Origin of the sequence: Thermopolyspora sp. NPDC052614, assembly GCF_040678635.1 — a bacterium.
GTDB lineage: Bacteria > Actinomycetota > Actinomycetes > Streptosporangiales > Streptosporangiaceae > Thermopolyspora.
In genome coordinates this window covers 36728-53021 of sequence record NZ_JBFATZ010000005.1, presented here as the reverse complement: position 1 = coordinate 53021, position 16294 = coordinate 36728, and the positions used below count along the sequence as shown (strand labels likewise).

Here is a 16294-nt window from a genome sequence, read left to right as displayed (position 1 = left end):
CTTCCCTTCTCGGGGAGCCGGTGGGGTGCGGGGGCCGCCTGCCTCGGCCTGGCAGGAGGCGGCGCACGGCCGCCCTCCGCCGAAAACCGGAGTGGGCGCTCAATACATGAACGAGATTCTAGATAACCCTCTTGTTTCTCAAATGGTGAGGTCACCCCGTCACGCGCTGAGCCGGGTAGCGCACGGTGGACGGACCGGAGCAGTATCGTCATGATCAGGGATCGATCTTCGGCAACCTCCGCGACACACCCCCTGGGAAGCACGTATGAACATGGCTCAACGGGAACGTCATGCCTTGGTGGGCACGATGGCCGATGTCGGCCCGGACGCGCCGACCCTGTGCGGGGATTGGACGGTGCGCGACCTGGCTGCGCATCTGATCGTCCGCGAACGCAGGCCCGACGCCGCCCTCGGCCTTGTGCTGAAGCCCTTGGCCGCGCGACTGGAGCGAGTGCAGCGCGAGATGGCCCGGCGGCCCTTCCCGGAACTGCTCGCGAAGGTCCGCACTGGCCCGCCCATCCTTCTGCGCCCGGTCGACTCGCCCATGAACGCGGGCGAGATGTTCATCCACCACGAGGACGTACGGCGTTGCACCCCCGGCTGGCGACCCCGCGACCTGCCCCCCGCCGACGAGGAGCGGCTCTGGAAGATCGTCACGTCCTTTGTGGGCCGGAGGGCCTACCGCGCCTCACCGGTCACCGTCGAGCTCGTCACGCCGGAGGGCCGCCGGTACGTCGCGCGCCAGGCCGGCGAGCGGACCGTGGTGCTGACCGGCCCGCCCTCGGAACTGCTGCTGCACGCCTTCGGCCGCGATGAGGTCCGGCTCGACGCCTCCGGCACGCCCGAGGACGTCGAGACCGTGCACGCGCTGGACCGCAGCGTTTGAGCGGGGTCACCGGTACCAGAGAACCTAACCGGCGGATTTCCGGCACGGGACGCTAGCGGGCCACGGCCGCTTCCGGGGATTGGTGGATTTTGCCCGCCAGGCGGAGCTGCCGCAGGGTCCAGCCTCGGCCGTCCGGGTCGAGGGCGCGGGTGGCGGCGGTGAACAACTCGGCGGCCCGGCGGTAGGACAGCCGTCCCCGGCCGGTCACCGGGCAGATGTCCGCGGCCGGGGCCGAGCGCGCGGCACGGCGCTCGGTGGTCAGCAGCGGTCCCGCCGAACGGCCGACCAGGAGCAGGGGGAGCAGCCTGGCCGTACCGGTTCGCCACCGGATCGGCGCGGCGTCCCGCGTGCCGCGGGGCCGTACCCGGCGGCGGGGCAGATCCAGGTCGCCGACGTCGAGCGCGAGGATCCGCTCCACCGGCGCGGCGCTCTCGTAGAGCAGATGCCAGAAGGTCTGTTCGCGCAGGCCGGCACGGAGCGCGAAGACGGCCGCGACCTGCTCCCCGGTCAGAGGCTTCGCGTCGCTGTACGCCGGGGCCGGAGGCCGCAGCCCGCCGACCGGGTCGCCGAGGATCCAGGCACGCGCCCGCCACCAGGTGACCGCGCCGCGCAGGATGGACAACTCCCGCCCCAGCGTGCGGGCGTCCACCCGCGCGGCGCGCTCCCGCAGCGCGGCCTCCAGCCTGGCGGCGGCGTCGTCCGCGTCGAGCACGGCGAGCGGCACGATCGGCGGGGCCGCGCCGCGCCGCTCCCTCCCCGGCGGCGGCGTCCTGCCCACCAGCGACCAGGCCCAGGTCGCGAGCGCGATGCGGTAAACGCGCCGGGACTGCGGGCCGAGCCGCAGCGTGTCCAGGTAGCGATCGACGGCCACGGCGTACTCGACCGGAGGCGGCGTCATACGGCCACTACCGCAGTAAAAAACACGTTCATCTCACCCTTTCCTGCTCCGAATCACCAGGATAGGAGGCATTTTCGTAGCTGCAGTATAGAGACTCAACTTAGCTGAGCCTTTCCATTGCATCCGCTGCCGCCGCCCCTCAATCTGAGGAGTCATGAAGGCACGCGAACGACACCCCTCGGCGGACCGGCCGCGCCACGGCCGGCTGGCCGCACTCGCCGACCGGAACCTCCGGTTGTTCTTCGCCGGGCAACTCACCTCGATGACCGGATCGTCGATGTCGGCGCTCGCGGTCACCTTCGCGGTGCTGGAATCCGGCGGCGACCAGAGCGACCTCGGCTACGTCCTGGCCGTCCGGATCGTGCCGCTCGTCGCCCTCATGCTGGTCGGCGGCGTCGTCGCGGACCGGTTCGGCCCGCGCAGGGTGATGGTCGCCGCCGACCTGCTGCAGTGCCTCGTCCAGGCCCTGTTCGCCGCGGCGCTGCTGCTCGGACGCCCGCCGATCGTGCTGTTCGCCGCGCTGGTCACGCTCTGGGGCGTCGGCGAGGCGTTCGCGCTCCCGGCCAGGGGAGCGCTCATTCCCCGGGTCGCGGCCTGCGGCGAGCAGTACGACGGCAAGCTGCGCGACGCCAACGCCCTGTCCGGCCTGGCCCAGTCCGTCTCCGCCGTGGCCGGGCCCGCGCTGGGCGGCCTCGCCGTCGCCGCCGTCGGCTCGGGCATGGTGCTCCTGCTGGACGCCGCGACCTACCTGGTCAGCGCCGCCGCCCTGCTCCTGCTCCGGCTCCCCGCCGGACCGGCCGCGCGTACGGCCGAGCGGGAGAAGGGCATGATCCGCACCGGCTGGCGGCACTTCGCGTCCCGGACCTGGCTGTGGGTCACCACGCTCCACTACACCCTGTTCAACCTGCTGGTGTGGGCGCCGTTCCTCGTGCTCGGCCCGGTCGTCGCCCACCAGGGGATGGGCGGCGCGCGCGACTGGGGCCTGATCATGGGGTGCTACGGCGCCGGCGCGATCGCGGGCGGCCTGCTGCTGGTGGGCGGCCGCGTCCTGCGGCGTCCCCTCGTCGTCGCCACGGCGGCCACCTTCGGCTACGCCCTCCCGCCGGCCGCCCTCGCGATCGCCGCGCCGCTCGCGGTGACGGCGGCGGCGGCCCTCGCCGCGGGCGCGGGCTCGGCCGTCTCCCAGGCGCTCTACGCGACCGCCAACCAGCAGCACATCCCGGCCGAGGCGCTGGCCAGGGTCACCTCGCTGGCCGCCGTGGGCGCGTTCACGCTCGGGCCGCTCGGCCTGGCCGCCGCGGGCCCGGTCGCCGACGTCGTCGGCATCGCCGCCGTGCTGGGCGTGGGCGCGGCCTGCCAGCTCGCCATGGTGGCGTCGGTGCTCGCCGTGCCCGCCGTACGGGGTCTCAGGTCCCCGTCGCCGCGGACCGCGGACGGGCTCGTGGAAAGCCCGCGCTGAGGCCCGCTACCCCTCGCGCGGACCCGCCCCCGGCCACGGGCCGGGGGTGCCGCCCTCGTCCTCGTCGCCCGGCACATTGATCCTCGTGTCGTAGATCCGGAAACCTCTGGCCTTGTAGTTCGCGAGGGCGGCCGGGCCGTCGAGGGAGCAGGTGTGCAGCCACACGCGCCTGGTCGGCGTCAGGCCGGGCCAGCGCTCGGCGAGATCCCACGCGCGGGCCGCGCCCACGGTGAGCAGGTGCCCGCCGAGGCCCTGCCCGATCGCGTACGGCAGCAGCCCGAAGTAGGCGATCTCCACCTCGCCGGCCGACCCGTCGCCCGGATCGAGTTCGACGTAGCCGGCGGGCGTGCCGCGTACCCACGCCACCCAGGTCTCCACGCCGGGACGGTCGAGCCACTGTTTCCACTGCCGCCACGTCCAGGGCAGCCGGTCGGTCCACTGCCAGTCGCCGCCGACGGCGGTGTAGAGGAAGCGGCTGAACTCCGGGCTGGGGACCTCCGCCCGCACGATCTCCACGGCCCGGGACGTCGGTCGCCCCGCCCGCAACTCGCCGGGGCTCGTCTGCTCGAGATACCACGTGGTCACGTCCATAGCGCGATTCATCCAATCACGCCGTTGAGCGACCCGGGTCAACCCGAGATCAGGCGGCGAAAGACCGGGGCCGGCCGGCCGAGGGCGTAGGCGAGCGTGCGGACCGTATGCAGCGAGCCGTCGCACGGACGCCTTCGGCGAACCAGGAGCAGATCACTCGACTCGCCGGGGACGTTCTCGACCGGATGCCGGACCACTACCGCAAGGCGTCGGCCTGGCTGCGCTCCAGGCTGCTCAGGAAAGTCTCTGCGGCCCTGTCCGCAGCGGCGGCCTGATCGGCGCGTCAGACGCGCGTCACCTGCGATGATCGAGACCTTGTGAGCTCTCTCACACCATTGCTCCGTCAACTGTTGACGCGCTGCATGATGCATTCTATGTTGGTGGCACTTCAGATGGACGTGCAAGATGTCCACCTGAGCACGCGAGGTGACGCGTATGGCGTTCGAAGGTGTGACCACCGCATTCCCGGGATCCGCGACGACCGGTGCCGGGGGGTCTCGGATGAGACGGCGTCCGAGCGAGCGCACCGTTCGACTATGACGCGGAGACACCCGCAGGATATTCATCCGCGCGTCGGCGAGGGTGCCCGCCCCCACGTAACCAACGATTTCTCCTTACCTTCCAGGCTTCTCCTTTTCCCTGACGGTCGGCGTCGGCCGACCTATGCCGGACGTTTCACGATTCCCGCATTCTCGCGATAACGCGGGCGTCGTCGCCTTATTCAAGCAAGCGACCATTCGTCGCCTGTTCGCAGCGCATATCCCATCCGCATCCGCCACTCCACATCGACAGCCACAACCCCAGATGAGCGTGCGGCCAGGGGAAACCCGTCACTCCCGCAAGGCCGCCGGGCGATGACGCACGCCCTCATCCGGACGCCGTCCGACACCACGGCGCCCGCGATGCGCTCCTCCGTTCACCGCGTCAAGCACCACCGGGAGGGCCCATGTCCGTCTCCAGCAACAACCAGCCGTCCGACCCGCGCACCCCGCCCGCCTCCGCCGACGTCGTCGTGGTCGGCGCCGGCTTCTCCGGCATGTACCTGCTGCACCGCCTCCGCGCGATGAACCTGTCGGCCATCGTGTTCGAGGCCGGCACCGACGTGGGCGGCACCTGGTACTGGAACCGCTACCCCGGCGCACGCGTGGACGTGGAGAGCCTGGCGTACTCGTACTCCTTCTCCGAGGAACTGGAGCAGGAGTACGAGTGGGAGGAGCGTTACCCCACCCAGCCGGAGATCCTCCGGTACGCCCAGCACGTCGCCGACCGGTTCGACCTGCGCCGCGACATCTACTTCCGCACCCGCGTGACCGCCGCCGTGTACGACGAGAACCACGCGACGTGGACAATCCGCACCGACCACGGCGACGCCGTCACCGCCCGGTTCTTCGTCATGGCCACCGGCTGCCTGTCGGCGTCGAAGCTGCCGGAGATCCCCGGCCTGAGCCGTTTCCAGGGCGCCACCTACCACACCGCGCACTGGCCGCACGAAGGCGTGGACTTCACCGGCATGCGCGTGGGGATCATCGGCACCGGCTCCTCCGGCGTACAGTCGATCCCCGTCATCGCCGAGCAGGCCGCCGACCTCACCGTCTTCCAGCGCACCCCCGCCTACAGCCTCCCGGCCCGCAATCGCCGCCTGCGCCCGGAGGAGATCGCCGAGATGAAGGCGAACTACCGGGCCTTCCGCCAGGCCCAGCGGGAGTCCGGCTTCGGCCTGCCCACCCCGATCCCCACCCAGTCCGCCCTCGAGGTCTCCGAAGAGGAACGCAACGCCGTCTACGAGAAGGCGTGGGAGGTGGGCAGCCTGGTCGCGATCCTCACCTCGTACACGGACCTCACCACCAGCCAGGAGGCGAACGACACCGCCAAGGCGTTCGTCCACCGCAAGATCCGCGAGATCGTGAAGGACCCGCAGACCGCCGAGGACCTGTGCCCCGACTATCCCCTCGGGACCAAGCGGCCCTGCCTGGACACCAACTATTACGAGACGTACAACCGGGACAACGTGCACTTGGTCAACCTGCGGCGCACGCCCATCGTGAAGATCACCGAGCGGGGCATCCGCTGCTCGGACCGGGAGTACGAGTTCGACGCGATCGTGTACGCCACCGGCTTCGACGCGATGACCGGCGCGCTCACCAACGTCGACATCCGCGGCAGAGACGGCCTCTCGATCAAGGAGGCGTGGCGCGCCGGGCCCCGCACCTACCTGGGCATCGCCTCGGCCGGTTTCCCGAATCTGTTCATGATCACCGGACCGGGCAGCCCCTCGGTGCTCTCCAACATGATCGTCTCGATCGAGCAGCACGTCGACTGGGTGCTCGACGCGATCGGCCACCTGGACCGCAACGGCCTCAAGGCGATCGAACCGACCGTCGAGGCCCAGGACGCCTGGGTCGACCACGTCAACGAGATCGCCTCTTACACCCTCTACCCCAAGGCGAACTCCTGGTACATGGGCGCCAACGTGCCCGGCAAGCCGCGGGTCTTCATGCCGTACGCCGGCGGCGTCGGCGAGTACCGCAAGAAGTGCGACGAGGTCGCCGCACGCGGCTATGAGGGCTTCGTCCTCTCCTGACCCATCCCCACGTACGCGCGCCGGTCGAGCGCCGGCGCGCGCACCCGACTCCATCCCCCTCGGATCCAACACCCAATGGAGGGTTCATGTCTCGTCGTGACCTGATCGACCCGGAAAGCCGCGTCCCGCTGGACGCCCTGCTCGAAGTGATGCCGGGAGGCTTCAACGCCATCCCCGACATCGTGCAGCGCCGGGCCACCGTCACGAACATGCTCGCCGGCATCGAGGTGCCGGAGAATCCCAACGTCGCCAAGGAGGACCGCACCGTCCCCGGCCCCGAGGGCGAACCCGACATCACCGTACGGATCTACCGCCCCGTCAACGCGTCCGGCACGCTGCCCGGCATCTACTTCATCCACGGCGGCGGCATGATCCTCGGCAACGTCGAAGGTGAGGACCCCACCGCGACGATGATCTGCGACCAGGTCGGCGCGGTCGTCGTCTCCGTCGAGTACCGCCTCGCCCCCGAGCACCCCCACCCGGCCCCCGTCGAGGACTGCTACGCGGGCCTGGTGTGGATGGTGAAGAACGCCACCGAACTCGGCTTCGACCCGGCCCGCCTGGCGATCTACGGCGGCAGCGCCGGCGGCGGCCTCACCATCGCCACCGCCCTGCTCGCCCGCGACCGCGGCGGCCCGGCCCTGGCGTTCATGATGCCGATCTACCCGATGATCGACGACCGCAACGAGACGCCGTCCAGCCACGAGATCACCGACGTCGGGATCTGGGACCGCGCGGCCAACATCGAGGCCTGGGCCTGGTACCTGGGCGGCAAGGAGCCCGACCGGTACGCGGCCCCGGCGCGCGCCGAGGACCTGACCGGCCTCCCGCCCGCCTTCATCGACGTCGGCACCGTCGACATGTTCCGCGACGAGGACATCGCGTTCGCGCAGCGGCTCATGCAGGCCGGCGTCCCGACCGAGTTGCACATCCACCCGGGCAGCTACCACGCCTCGGAGACGTTCGCGGCCGAGGCACCGCTGTCCAAGCGCATCTGGGCCTTGCGGATCGACGCCCTCAGGAGGGCACTCACCTGACCGGCCGCGCCCCGGCCCCGCGGGCGGCGGCACTCCCGCCGCCCGCGCCGCCGCCCCACCCACACACCGCTTCCACCGACCAGTTCGAGCACCCCGGGCACCCCCGAGCACCCCGAGCAACCCAGAGCACCCCGGGCACCCAGAGCCGCCGGACCACCGCCCGACGGCCACGCGACGGAGGCCGCCTGGCCGGGGCGGCGGGCCGCACGGCATGATGGGCGTGCCCACGTGACGACCTCCGCGCACGGGTGGAAGACCGAGTATGGCGGTGACGCACTTTTCATGAGCGAAAGCAGGGAGAACTCCTTCGCGCTACCCCCGACACGCAAGGAAGCGGTCCTCCGCCGACTCCGCGACGAAATCATCAGCGGCGAGCTGAAGCCGGGTGCGCTGATCAAGGACGCGGAGATCGCGGCCCGCTTCGGTGTGAGCATCACCCCCGTACGTGAGGCGATCGCTCAACTCGCCGCGGAAGGTCTGATCGACATTTCACCCAACCGGACACGACAGGTCACCCAGGTGACCCAGAAAAGCGCCCTCGAACTCATCGACGTGATGATGGTGCTGGCCACCGCCGGTTTCGAGTGGGGCGTGGACAACCTCACGGACCGGCACCTCGCCGCGCTACGCCAGAAGCTCAACGAGTTCGCCGAGTACCTGCGCCGCGGCGACATCACCGCCGCCGGCGCCGCCGGCGCGGACTTCAGCACGATCGTCATCCTGGCGAGCGGCAACCGCGAACTGCAGACCCACGTCGACCTGGTCGTCACCCGCACCCTGCGCCTGCTCGCCCTCACCGCCGAAAGCGAGGTGTGGAAGGTGTGGCTCGACGGCTACCGGGAAACCCTTGAGCTCCTCGAACAGGGCGACCGCACCGGCGCCGTCGAACGCTACCGGCAGATCTACCGGGACTACCGCTCGCACGTGGAAAACATGCTGTTCCACAACGACTCCTGATCCCCGGCCCAGGCCACCGGGAACACCAGGTCGTACGACATGTGGAGCGCCATCGCCGGCGGCACCCCGCAGGCATACGGCGGCGAGGGGGTGTATCCGTCGCGACCACGACGCCGATCCCGTGCGGCGGCGCCCAGCACGTGCAGGCGGGGGAGGAAATCGGTGTCCGGTTTCCGCAGGACGTGCATCCCCCTCAGGGCGCTCGCCCAGTCCAGGTGCCGCCCGGCCGCGATGACACAGGCGGCACCCGGTCGGCGTGTTCGCCCCCGTGACCCCGGCCGGGACCTGGCTTTCACTCCCTCACGTCGGCGACGATCCGGTCGGTGCCGTGCTTCTTGGCGGTCGTACCCTCCGGCCCGTCATGAGGTGATTCCGTATAGAGGTCGCGCGAGCGCACGATCAAGGCGCCCGCCAGGCTCACCACGGCGAGAGCGGCGATGTACCAGGGGACGAACGTTTGACGACCGGCCGCCGTCAGCGCCTGGACGACCAGCGGAAGAGTGCCACCGGCCAGGATGACCGCGAGCGTCCCGGCGATGCCGACGCCGGTGACCCGGATGGAAACGGGCACCAACTGCGTCACCAGCGTCCCGGTCGGACTGAACCCGATGGCGAAGAACGCCACGAACAGCAGGATGCCCGGCAGGAACGGCAGCCGCCCCGCCACCATCGCCATCGTGATCGGCACGACCGCCACAGCCACGCAGATCGCGCCGAGCCGTGCCATCCAGAGCCCGCCCACGCGATCCGCCACCATGCCCGCCACGATCGTCAAGCCGATGAAGGCGCCGAGGACGACCGGCATCATCGCCGACGAGGTCTCTCTCGGAACCGCTCCCACGTCGTCGAGGTAGACCGGCAGCGACACCGTGAAGAAATAGTTCGCCGCGACGACGCCGGTCGTCATGAGGAATATCGCCACCAGCGGGCGGACATGCGCGCGCAGCAGCGGCCACTGCTTGCGCCCGGCCCCGGATGAGTCGCGCCGGAAGGCGTCGCTCTCCTCGGCCCCGGACCGGATCCACAGGGCGACGAGGCCGAAGAACCCGGCCACGACGAAACCGAGTCGCCAGCCGCCCGCCGTCGTCCCCTCCGAGGTGAAGACGAGGAGCAGGACGGCGAGGGTCGCATAGACGAGGAGGTTGCCCACGAAGAGGCCCGACGCGACGACCGCGCCGGAGAGGTACCGCCTGCGGGGCAGCGCGGTCTCCACCGCATAGGTGATCGCCGCGTTCTGCTCGACGCTGAGGGATATGCCCTGCACGCACCGCAGGACGACCACGAGAAGCGCCGCCCCCCACCCGATGTGCTCGGCGGTGGGAACCGCCGCCATGAGCAGAGAACACGCCGCGATCATTCCGACGCTGAGAATGAGCGCGAACTTGCGCCCGCGCAGGTCGGCCACGCGGCCCATGATGACCACGCCCAGCGGGCGCGCGAGGAATCCGACGGCGAAGACGAGATAGGCGGCCAGCAGTTGGGCGACCTCGTTCCCAACCGGAAATATCGCGGGGGCGAAATAGGGCGCCAGCACGGCGTAGATGGACCAGTCGAAAGCCTCGACGACGGTGCCGACCGACGCCGCGGCCAGCTCGCGGCGCGAGCCGGTGGCGTGCCGTCCCGTCGGCGATGCGCCTGCAGCCGATTCCGTCATTACGCACTCCTGTGAAAAGCGGCCGGTCCAGGCTCGAACTTCGCGGCCACGGCAGGAATTCGGTGAATACGGATGAGCGGGATCCGGCCGTGCCGCAGGTACGAGGCACACCCTAGTTGAGCGATTTCGCTTCAGGCCTGACGGCATTTTCAGATGGTGCGAATGACGGCTGTGGACGGGTGAGTGAAATCGTCGAGTGGCCGTCATCACCGGCGAGTTCTTAAGCGGCTTGTCGAACCGGGTGGGAACGACAGCCGCAGGCGGTACCGGCAGCCCGCCCGCCGGCGGGAACAGCAGCGCACAGACGACGCCCACGAGGGGACGCCCACGAGGGGTGCCCCCGCGAGGAACTGCGGACCGGTCACGGCCAGGCCGCCTGATCGCGAGCCGTCCGCCGGGCGGTCCTGGGCCGCATCATCGCCGCCAGGGGCGGCGGGCCTGCGTCAGTCGGTTCGGTTCGCCCGGTTGTACGCCTCGATGACTTCCTCAGGCAGCCGACCGCGGCTGCGAACCGTCCAGCCGTTCTGGCGTGCCCACTGGCGTATCTCGGCGCTCTGCGAGGCGGCCGCCGCAGGTCGGGCCGGCGTCATGACGGTTCGAGCCGACGCCATGCCGTCGCCCCCCGACCAAGCCGGGGTGCTGTACGGGAAGCGCTCCTCTTCCTCGCTGACGTCATCGTCGATACCGTCCCAATTCTCCTGCGAGGAGAGAGGAACGGCACTCCACATGGTCTCGGTACGGCCCGCCCGTCCGTGAACACCTCGCCGGCCGCCTTGTCCAGGTACGGCTCTGCCGTCCGCTGCGCGGCCGGACGCAACAGGCCCCGCTTGAGCCGGTTCCCTGCGGCCAGGTGATCGCGCAGCGTGCGCGGGATGATCAGGTCGAAACCTTCGTTAGCCTCATCGAGGTCAACGGCCGCCGCCTGGGGCCGACCTTGGTCGGACGGGCTGTCGGGCAAGGAAAATCCAAACCCCGCCGGGGTTTTCGGCACCGAGCACCCGTCTGGGATCCCGCAGCCAGGGAAATTCCCCCTGAAGTTCCTTGTAGTTGTCGTTGGTTACGACGATGGCGTGTTTGCGGGCGGCCAGTTCGACCACCATGCGGTCGGCCTTGCCTATGGTTCCTGCGGGGGTGGCGGAGATCAGTTCGGAGCGGATGTGTTTCTTGAGTTCCGCACGTTCTGACGGGGCGAGTTGGTGGGCGAGTTTCGCGTCCACGATGACATTGACCTCCGCCCCCGGGTGCTGTTGCTTCAGTGCGGCGACGGCATCGAGCAACTGAGCGAGGCTCGGAATATCGCCGGCCTTGACGTCTCGCCCGTTCCAGGCGATGTTCGAGCCGTCTACCACGAAGCATGGGGCGGCGGGAGCGCTCGCTGGTTCCGGGCGGGACGAGAAGGTGACGTTGAAAGGCGTTGTCGGCGGGGGCGGCGCAGAGCGTGGTGGGGCAGATCGCTGACCCTTCGCAGGCGAAGCGGGAGCGGCTTGCGGCAAACCTTCCAACGCTCTCATCTGCCGACGAATCTCGGCGGCGGTGGAAGTACCTCCCTGCGTGAAGTCGCTGATCTCCTGGTCGACCAGGACCTGGCCGTCACGGTCGAGTGTCGCGCGCACATGCAAAAGACCGTCCTCTTGGTAGGTGTACTGGAGGGTGAACGAGGCCTGGTCTCGCAGCAGGGGCTCTGGGTAGACGACGTTCAGGGTGGTCAAGTGAAAGTTTTCCGGGTCGGAGAGTGGCTTCTCCGGGTCTGCCTCCCAGATTTCGATGCTGAGCTTGGACTGATGGTCCTTCTTGGGGGTGTAGTTCTTTTTCTCGCGGGCGGGTAGCGGTGAACGGGGTTTGATGATCTGGCTGAAGACCAGTCGGCTGGCACCCGTGTCGTCGGTAGAACTCACCGTCGTGCCAAGGGCGTACATCGATGACACCTGCAGATAGCTGTCGACCTCGTTGTCGAGGATCGCGGCGGCGATGGCGGCGCCCCGGGCGACTGCCGTGAGTGGATGACAGATCTCGGCGGGCACGGTTTCGGTGTCCATCAAACGTTCCACGGCCTGGCGGACACACGGCATCTGGCTCGTTCCGCCGATGAGCAGCACATCGGATATGGCGTCAGGGGTGAGGCCGAGATCGTTGAGGCAGGCGCGGGCGGGCTGTAGGGCCTCTTCGACGAGGTCGCCGATGACGGACTCCAGCTCCTGCCGCGAGATCTCGATCAGGCGGCTCACGCCTGGAACCCGGGTCAGCACGGTCTCCTCGGCGGAAAGACGGATCTTTGTCCGTTCCACGGCCAGGGCGAACTGCCGCTCCTCGTCGGCGGACAGCTCGGGTTGGCGGCCGATCTTCCGGATCAGAAGCTCGCGCAGCCTCTTGTCGATCTCCAGGCCGCCGAGCTGAGTGATTCCGCGCGAGGCCCGCTCCTCGAAAAGGCCGTCCCTGTGCTCCAGAATGGTCACGTCGATGGTGCCGCCGCCCCAGTCGAACACCATGATCGTGCCGTCGTCCTGGATGTCATGCATATAGGAGAGGGCTGCAGCGGTCGGCTCGTTCAGCAATGCCTTGACCTGCAAGCCGACAGCGCGGGCGGCGGCCCGCGTACGGTAACGGGCGCTTCCCTTGGCGTTCGCCGGGACGGTGACGACCGCGCTGTCAATCGTGGTCAGGTTCTTCTCGGCACCTTCGCGCATCGCCTTGAAGACGCCGGCAGCGGCGGCCGTGGCGGAGATCCGGCCGTCACGCAACGCGATGGGGCTGTCGTCGCGCAGCATGCGCTTACATGCTTCGACCACCTTGTTCGACCGTAGCTTCGCTTCCCAGCCGAACAATGTGCCCAGCCGATGGGTGCTTTCGCCGATGACGGTGGGGAACAAACATTCGAATGAGGGGTAGAACCATTCGTCTTCGAGATGCTCGCCGTCGAGGGCAAGCACCTCGACGTCCTCACCGTTCCACTGGGCGATCACAGAATTGGTGGTGCCAAAGTCAATGCCGGTCGTCATCGTCATTCACTCGTTCGAGAGGTCGTCTGCGATCTCTGGCTCGTCAGCGTGCCGGAGGCGGCCGGCGCGGATCACCTGCCCGGTCGCCTCATCGATGTAGGCAGGCTCTATAACCTGCAGATAGATGCCTTCCTCCGGCCCGTTCACCACAGTGAAGTATTCCGGGTGGCCGACGGCGTCACGGGATTGGGTGAGGCCCGCACGTGTGAACCATTCGCGCAACAGGAGCGGAAGATCGTTGAGTTCGCCGCTCGCGATCAGACGGTCGATCTCGGCAAGTTGCGCCAGATGCATGCGCCTGCTGCGCAGCGCATCCAGGACACCTTGCTTGATCGTGACGGCGATCTGCTGGCTTGTGGGCACCTGTGCCTTACCGGCGACCTCGCGGTGCAGGAGTTCGATGGTTCGATCGGAGAACGCGGTCGCGAGTCTCGTCGGGTCGAGCCGCGTCCGCTCCCTTCTCACTTCGTCGAGGCGCTTCTCGTACTCCGCGCGAAGTTCCGCTTTGATCTCATGCCGGACTTGATCCTCGATCTCGCGTCGGACCTCCTGCCGCAGACAGCCGCGAACCCGGGCCTCGACCTCGTCGCCGATCTCCTTTCGTAGCCGTTCGGGTAGCTCCTCAGTGAGTGCCGCGAGTTGCGCGTCCGTCTCCTCGCCGCGCCGATGCGAGGGGTAAGCCGATCCGGCACGCCGGTCCTCTTCCGGACGACGTGACGTCTTCCAGGGCTGAGCCCCGTTGGAGGACCCTCGAGCCGGTTCTTGCCGTGGTCCGTTCCCTTTATTGCGTTTCACTTTGGCCGTCTCGTTTCGCGGGGGTGAGATCGTCGAGCACGGAGAGAATGGCACGGTCTCGCAGTGTGCGCACGTCGGAGGGCGTGCTCGGGGACGTTCGGCGATCGAGCGGGCGGATCTCGGGAAGTAGTGCGGCGGACCGATTCCTGGGAAGGACGATGGAGTTCGGATCAAGGGGGAGCTGGAAGAACGATGTTCCGTGCAGCTCCGCCCGCTCGATACGGGCCTTGGCCCCGTTGATGAGGACCCGCCGATCGGTGTCTGCGTTGTGCTCCTTGCGTAGGTTGCGCCACTGCTCCTTCCAGTTGGGGTCGCCGTGCGGCACACCCAGCATGAGATAGGGATTCTCCCAATGGTCGCGGTCGTTGACCACAGTGGCCTGGCGCTCCCTGAGTATCCGCAGGTTCTCGGCGACCGCCGGATGCGCTTCGCGCACCGCCTTAAGCAGCCGAATGCCACGACCGAGATCATTCGTGCCCTGGGCGAGGTAGGCGGCCATATTGTGGATCTCCGCGCGGAGCATCTCCGGGAGCAGGTGATCACCGTCAGGGCCTGGCCCCCTGGCGGCAACCAGCAGCAGGTCCAATTGCGGCCGGATCTTGTCCGGCTCGCCGAACAAGATCATGCGATAACAGCGGAACAGCGCCAGATGGCTGTGAAACTCGCTGATCTTCGCATTGATCGGCTTGCTCGGCCTCCAGTTGGCGGCCAGCAGTGCCCACAGTCCCTTGTCGGAAACGATGTGATCGGGCCAGCGGCCTGTTTGCACGCCGAACAAGAGCTCGTCGAACAGCGGCCGCTTGTTCGCGGGCAGCGCGGATCGCAGCCCGATGTCGTGCTCGCCGCGCCACCATGCGGCAAGAAGCGCGTAGAGATCGTCTCCCACGAGGTCGTCGCCTTGGAGGAAGGCATAGCGGCGCTCCAGCTCCGTCCATCCCAGTGCCTCGGCCTCGGTCGCCTCAATGGACTGAGGATGGAGCCGAGCCGCCAGGTAGAGGCGCTCCTGCGCGTCCGGCCGAAGCCGCCATGGCCGATCGTGCCTTCCCAGAAGGCCGAAATCAATCAAGTCGTCGATGACCGGGAGGGGAACCTCGGGGATCACCTCCAGGAGTTCCTCGGGCCGGACCCTGGCGGGATGCCCGAGGGCCGCCAGATAGAGCCGCCACTCAGCGGTACCGTCCAGCACGTCGTCGCCGGGGAGGCGAACCTCCCCCGCACGTGGATGCTCGAATGCGAGAAACTGGACCCGACGTGCGCCGATCTCGCTGATCCACGGCATACCAGCCTGGAGCAAGCTGTGGAGATGCCTGATGGTCTGTTCCGGAGGGATACGGGCAAGGGCGGTCGTGACGGCGTCGGGAACCGACGGCTCGGGCGGCCCTTCGATGGCCACCTGAATCACCTGCGCGTCCTCACCTCGCTCGTCGAGATCGTCCAGCAGCGCCCGCAGCGCCTCGCGAAGCCGGCTGATCGAGTCCTGGCCGTAGATTCCCAGCTCTGCCCACGCTTCGGCGACACGATCCGTCTCCTCTGAGCCGCCTCGGCGTGCCGCGAGTCTCGCCTCCCGCTTCCGACGCCAGGCCGCGACCATCTCGGCTCGGGAAGTCGACGCGTTCAGGGCAATACCTCACTCGAAATGACGCCAATATCAGCTCGAAATGGTGGGAGAGTATCACGACCATATGATCATAAGACGAGCGCACGTGCTGATCAGGGACGATGCAGGTGGCACAGGACCGGGTCGTCCTCGCCGATCACCCGGACGCGCCCCGGCCCGGTATCGGGTCGCGGGTACGGGAAGCCACGCTCATATGGAGATCCTCCTTGACGGGGGTAAGGGGGCGAGGCCGGACGGCAACCTCTTACGACGCGATCGCGGACATGCGCCGCCGCGGGAGGCAGCGTATGGCACGGTCCACATGCCATATCACGATTCAAGGTTGAATGGCTGCTTATGTAGATCTGTTCGTTATTGCCCAGTGACTGTCGGCTTCCGTTGATTGCCGACCTGGGGGTGGGATGACATCTCCCTTGCCGCCTACGGCAGGGTCGGGTCGGCGGTCCGCAGCGGGAACGGACCACAGCAAGTATGACATACTGTGAACTCGGGACACAACTTCACCAGGCCGACCTGTGGCCCGACCTGGACGATCCGCCCACGTCCCGCAGAATCGTCGAAGGGGTGCCCAGTCTCCTGCTGCCGCGAAGTCATCCTCGCGTCTGTCGAGGAGCGCTGCACGCGAACGAGTCGACCGTGTCTCGCCGACGAAACGCGGGTAGTCTTTTCGTGGCACCCCGTGGACATGCCCCTCCAAGAACAACCGCAGTCGTGACAGAGACCCTAATAAGGCTTGGGGTCCGGACATATTGTCGCTCGAGCATCGGGCGACTTCGCCTGGCTTCTCCTTGACTGCGAGAGGGCGCTACAAGTGATCGATCC

Annotated in this window: 13 protein-coding genes; 6 read left to right on the top strand and 7 right to left on the bottom strand. The window is 68.4% G+C overall.

What is annotated here, in order from left to right:
* Positions 1–265: 265 nt before the first annotated feature.
* Positions 266–886, top strand: coding sequence for a TIGR03085 family metal-binding protein (locus AB0K60_RS12360; RefSeq protein ID WP_364052231.1), 621 nt, complete (start codon positions 266–268; stop codon positions 884–886).
* 52 nt (positions 887–938) lie between these two features.
* On the opposite strand, the gene AB0K60_RS12355 is transcribed toward AB0K60_RS12360, so the two are convergent.
* A complete protein-coding gene (locus tag AB0K60_RS12355) occupies positions 939–1784 on the bottom strand; it encodes a site-specific recombinase (protein WP_364052228.1) in 846 nt (281 codons plus the stop codon).
* 154 nt (positions 1785–1938) lie between these two features.
* On the opposite strand from AB0K60_RS12355, the gene AB0K60_RS12350 reads away from it, so the two are divergent.
* A complete protein-coding gene (locus tag AB0K60_RS12350; protein ID WP_364052225.1) occupies positions 1939–3243 on the top strand; it encodes an MFS transporter in 1305 nt (434 codons plus the stop codon).
* Positions 3244–3249: 6 nt separating this feature from the next.
* Here AB0K60_RS12350 and AB0K60_RS12345 read toward each other — a convergent pair whose 3' ends face one another.
* Positions 3250–3834, bottom strand: coding sequence for a GNAT family N-acetyltransferase (locus AB0K60_RS12345; RefSeq protein ID WP_364052222.1), 585 nt, complete (start codon positions 3832–3834; stop codon positions 3250–3252).
* A 107-nt stretch (positions 3835–3941) separates the two neighbouring features.
* Between AB0K60_RS12345 and AB0K60_RS12340 the strand changes: the two genes are divergently transcribed.
* The 4 genes from AB0K60_RS12340 to AB0K60_RS12325 all read left to right on the top strand — a co-directional run bounded on the left by AB0K60_RS12340 (position 3942) and on the right by AB0K60_RS12325 (position 8409).
* On the top strand, positions 3942–4109 hold the full coding sequence (locus AB0K60_RS12340; RefSeq protein WP_364052219.1) for a hypothetical protein: 168 nt from the start codon (positions 3942–3944) through the stop codon (positions 4107–4109).
* A 671-nt stretch (positions 4110–4780) separates the two neighbouring features.
* The gene (locus AB0K60_RS12335; protein WP_364052216.1) at positions 4781–6415 is read left to right on the top strand and encodes an NAD(P)/FAD-dependent oxidoreductase; all 1635 of its coding nucleotides are present in this window, start codon (positions 4781–4783) and stop codon (positions 6413–6415) included.
* A gap of 86 nt (positions 6416–6501) precedes the next feature.
* Positions 6502–7452 (top strand): alpha/beta hydrolase, encoded by a 951-nt coding sequence (locus AB0K60_RS12330; protein ID WP_364052214.1) that lies wholly within the window; start codon positions 6502–6504, stop codon positions 7450–7452.
* A gap of 282 nt (positions 7453–7734) precedes the next feature.
* Complete coding sequence (locus AB0K60_RS12325; protein ID WP_364052211.1) at positions 7735–8409, top strand: GntR family transcriptional regulator; 675 nt, start codon at positions 7735–7737, stop codon at positions 8407–8409.
* Between the two features lie 292 nt (positions 8410–8701).
* Here the strand turns inward: AB0K60_RS12325 and AB0K60_RS12320 are convergent, their stop codons facing one another.
* The 5 genes from AB0K60_RS12320 to AB0K60_RS12300 form a co-directional block, all read right to left on the bottom strand.
* Positions 8702–10378: an MFS transporter gene (locus tag AB0K60_RS12320; protein WP_364052208.1), complete on the bottom strand. Its 1677-nt coding sequence runs from the start codon at positions 10376–10378 to the stop codon at positions 8702–8704.
* 128 nt (positions 10379–10506) lie between these two features.
* On the bottom strand, positions 10507–10791 hold the full coding sequence (locus tag AB0K60_RS12315; protein ID WP_364052205.1) for a histone-like nucleoid-structuring protein Lsr2: 285 nt from the start codon (positions 10789–10791) through the stop codon (positions 10507–10509).
* A gap of 180 nt (positions 10792–10971) precedes the next feature.
* A complete protein-coding gene (locus tag AB0K60_RS12310) occupies positions 10972–13065 on the bottom strand; it encodes an Hsp70 family protein (protein WP_364052202.1) in 2094 nt (697 codons plus the stop codon).
* Positions 13066–13854, bottom strand: a complete 789-nt coding sequence (locus AB0K60_RS12305; protein WP_364052199.1) for a hypothetical protein — start codon at positions 13852–13854, stop codon at positions 13066–13068.
* On the bottom strand, positions 13841–15445 hold the full coding sequence (locus tag AB0K60_RS12300) for a hypothetical protein (protein ID WP_364052196.1): 1605 nt from the start codon (positions 15443–15445) through the stop codon (positions 13841–13843). Before AB0K60_RS12300 ends, AB0K60_RS12305 begins: the two co-directional genes overlap by 14 nt.
* Positions 15446–16294 lie beyond the last annotated feature (849 nt).

Excerpts from the sequence above, each read along its gene's own strand:
- AB0K60_RS12360 (WP_364052231.1), top strand. The coding sequence starts at position 266 with ATGAACATGGCTCAACGGGAACGTCATGCCTTGGTGGGCACGATGGCC.
- AB0K60_RS12310 (WP_364052202.1), bottom strand. The coding sequence starts at position 13,065 with ATGACGATGACGACCGGCATTGACTTTGGCACCACCAATTCTGTGATC.
- AB0K60_RS12350 (WP_364052225.1), top strand. The coding sequence starts at position 1,939 with ATGAAGGCACGCGAACGACACCCCTCGGCGGACCGGCCGCGCCACGGC.
- AB0K60_RS12330 (WP_364052214.1), top strand. The coding sequence starts at position 6,502 with ATGTCTCGTCGTGACCTGATCGACCCGGAAAGCCGCGTCCCGCTGGAC.
- AB0K60_RS12340 (WP_364052219.1), top strand. The coding sequence starts at position 3,942 with ATGCAGCGAGCCGTCGCACGGACGCCTTCGGCGAACCAGGAGCAGATC.
- AB0K60_RS12355 (WP_364052228.1), bottom strand. The coding sequence starts at position 1,784 with ATGACGCCGCCTCCGGTCGAGTACGCCGTGGCCGTCGATCGCTACCTG.
- AB0K60_RS12300 (WP_364052196.1), bottom strand. The coding sequence starts at position 15,445 with ATGGTCGCGGCCTGGCGTCGGAAGCGGGAGGCGAGACTCGCGGCACGC.
- AB0K60_RS12315 (WP_364052205.1), bottom strand. The coding sequence starts at position 10,791 with ATGTGGAGTGCCGTTCCTCTCTCCTCGCAGGAGAATTGGGACGGTATC.
- AB0K60_RS12345 (WP_364052222.1), bottom strand. The coding sequence starts at position 3,834 with ATGGACGTGACCACGTGGTATCTCGAGCAGACGAGCCCCGGCGAGTTG.
- AB0K60_RS12325 (WP_364052211.1), top strand. The coding sequence starts at position 7,735 with ATGAGCGAAAGCAGGGAGAACTCCTTCGCGCTACCCCCGACACGCAAG.
- AB0K60_RS12335 (WP_364052216.1), top strand. The coding sequence starts at position 4,781 with ATGTCCGTCTCCAGCAACAACCAGCCGTCCGACCCGCGCACCCCGCCC.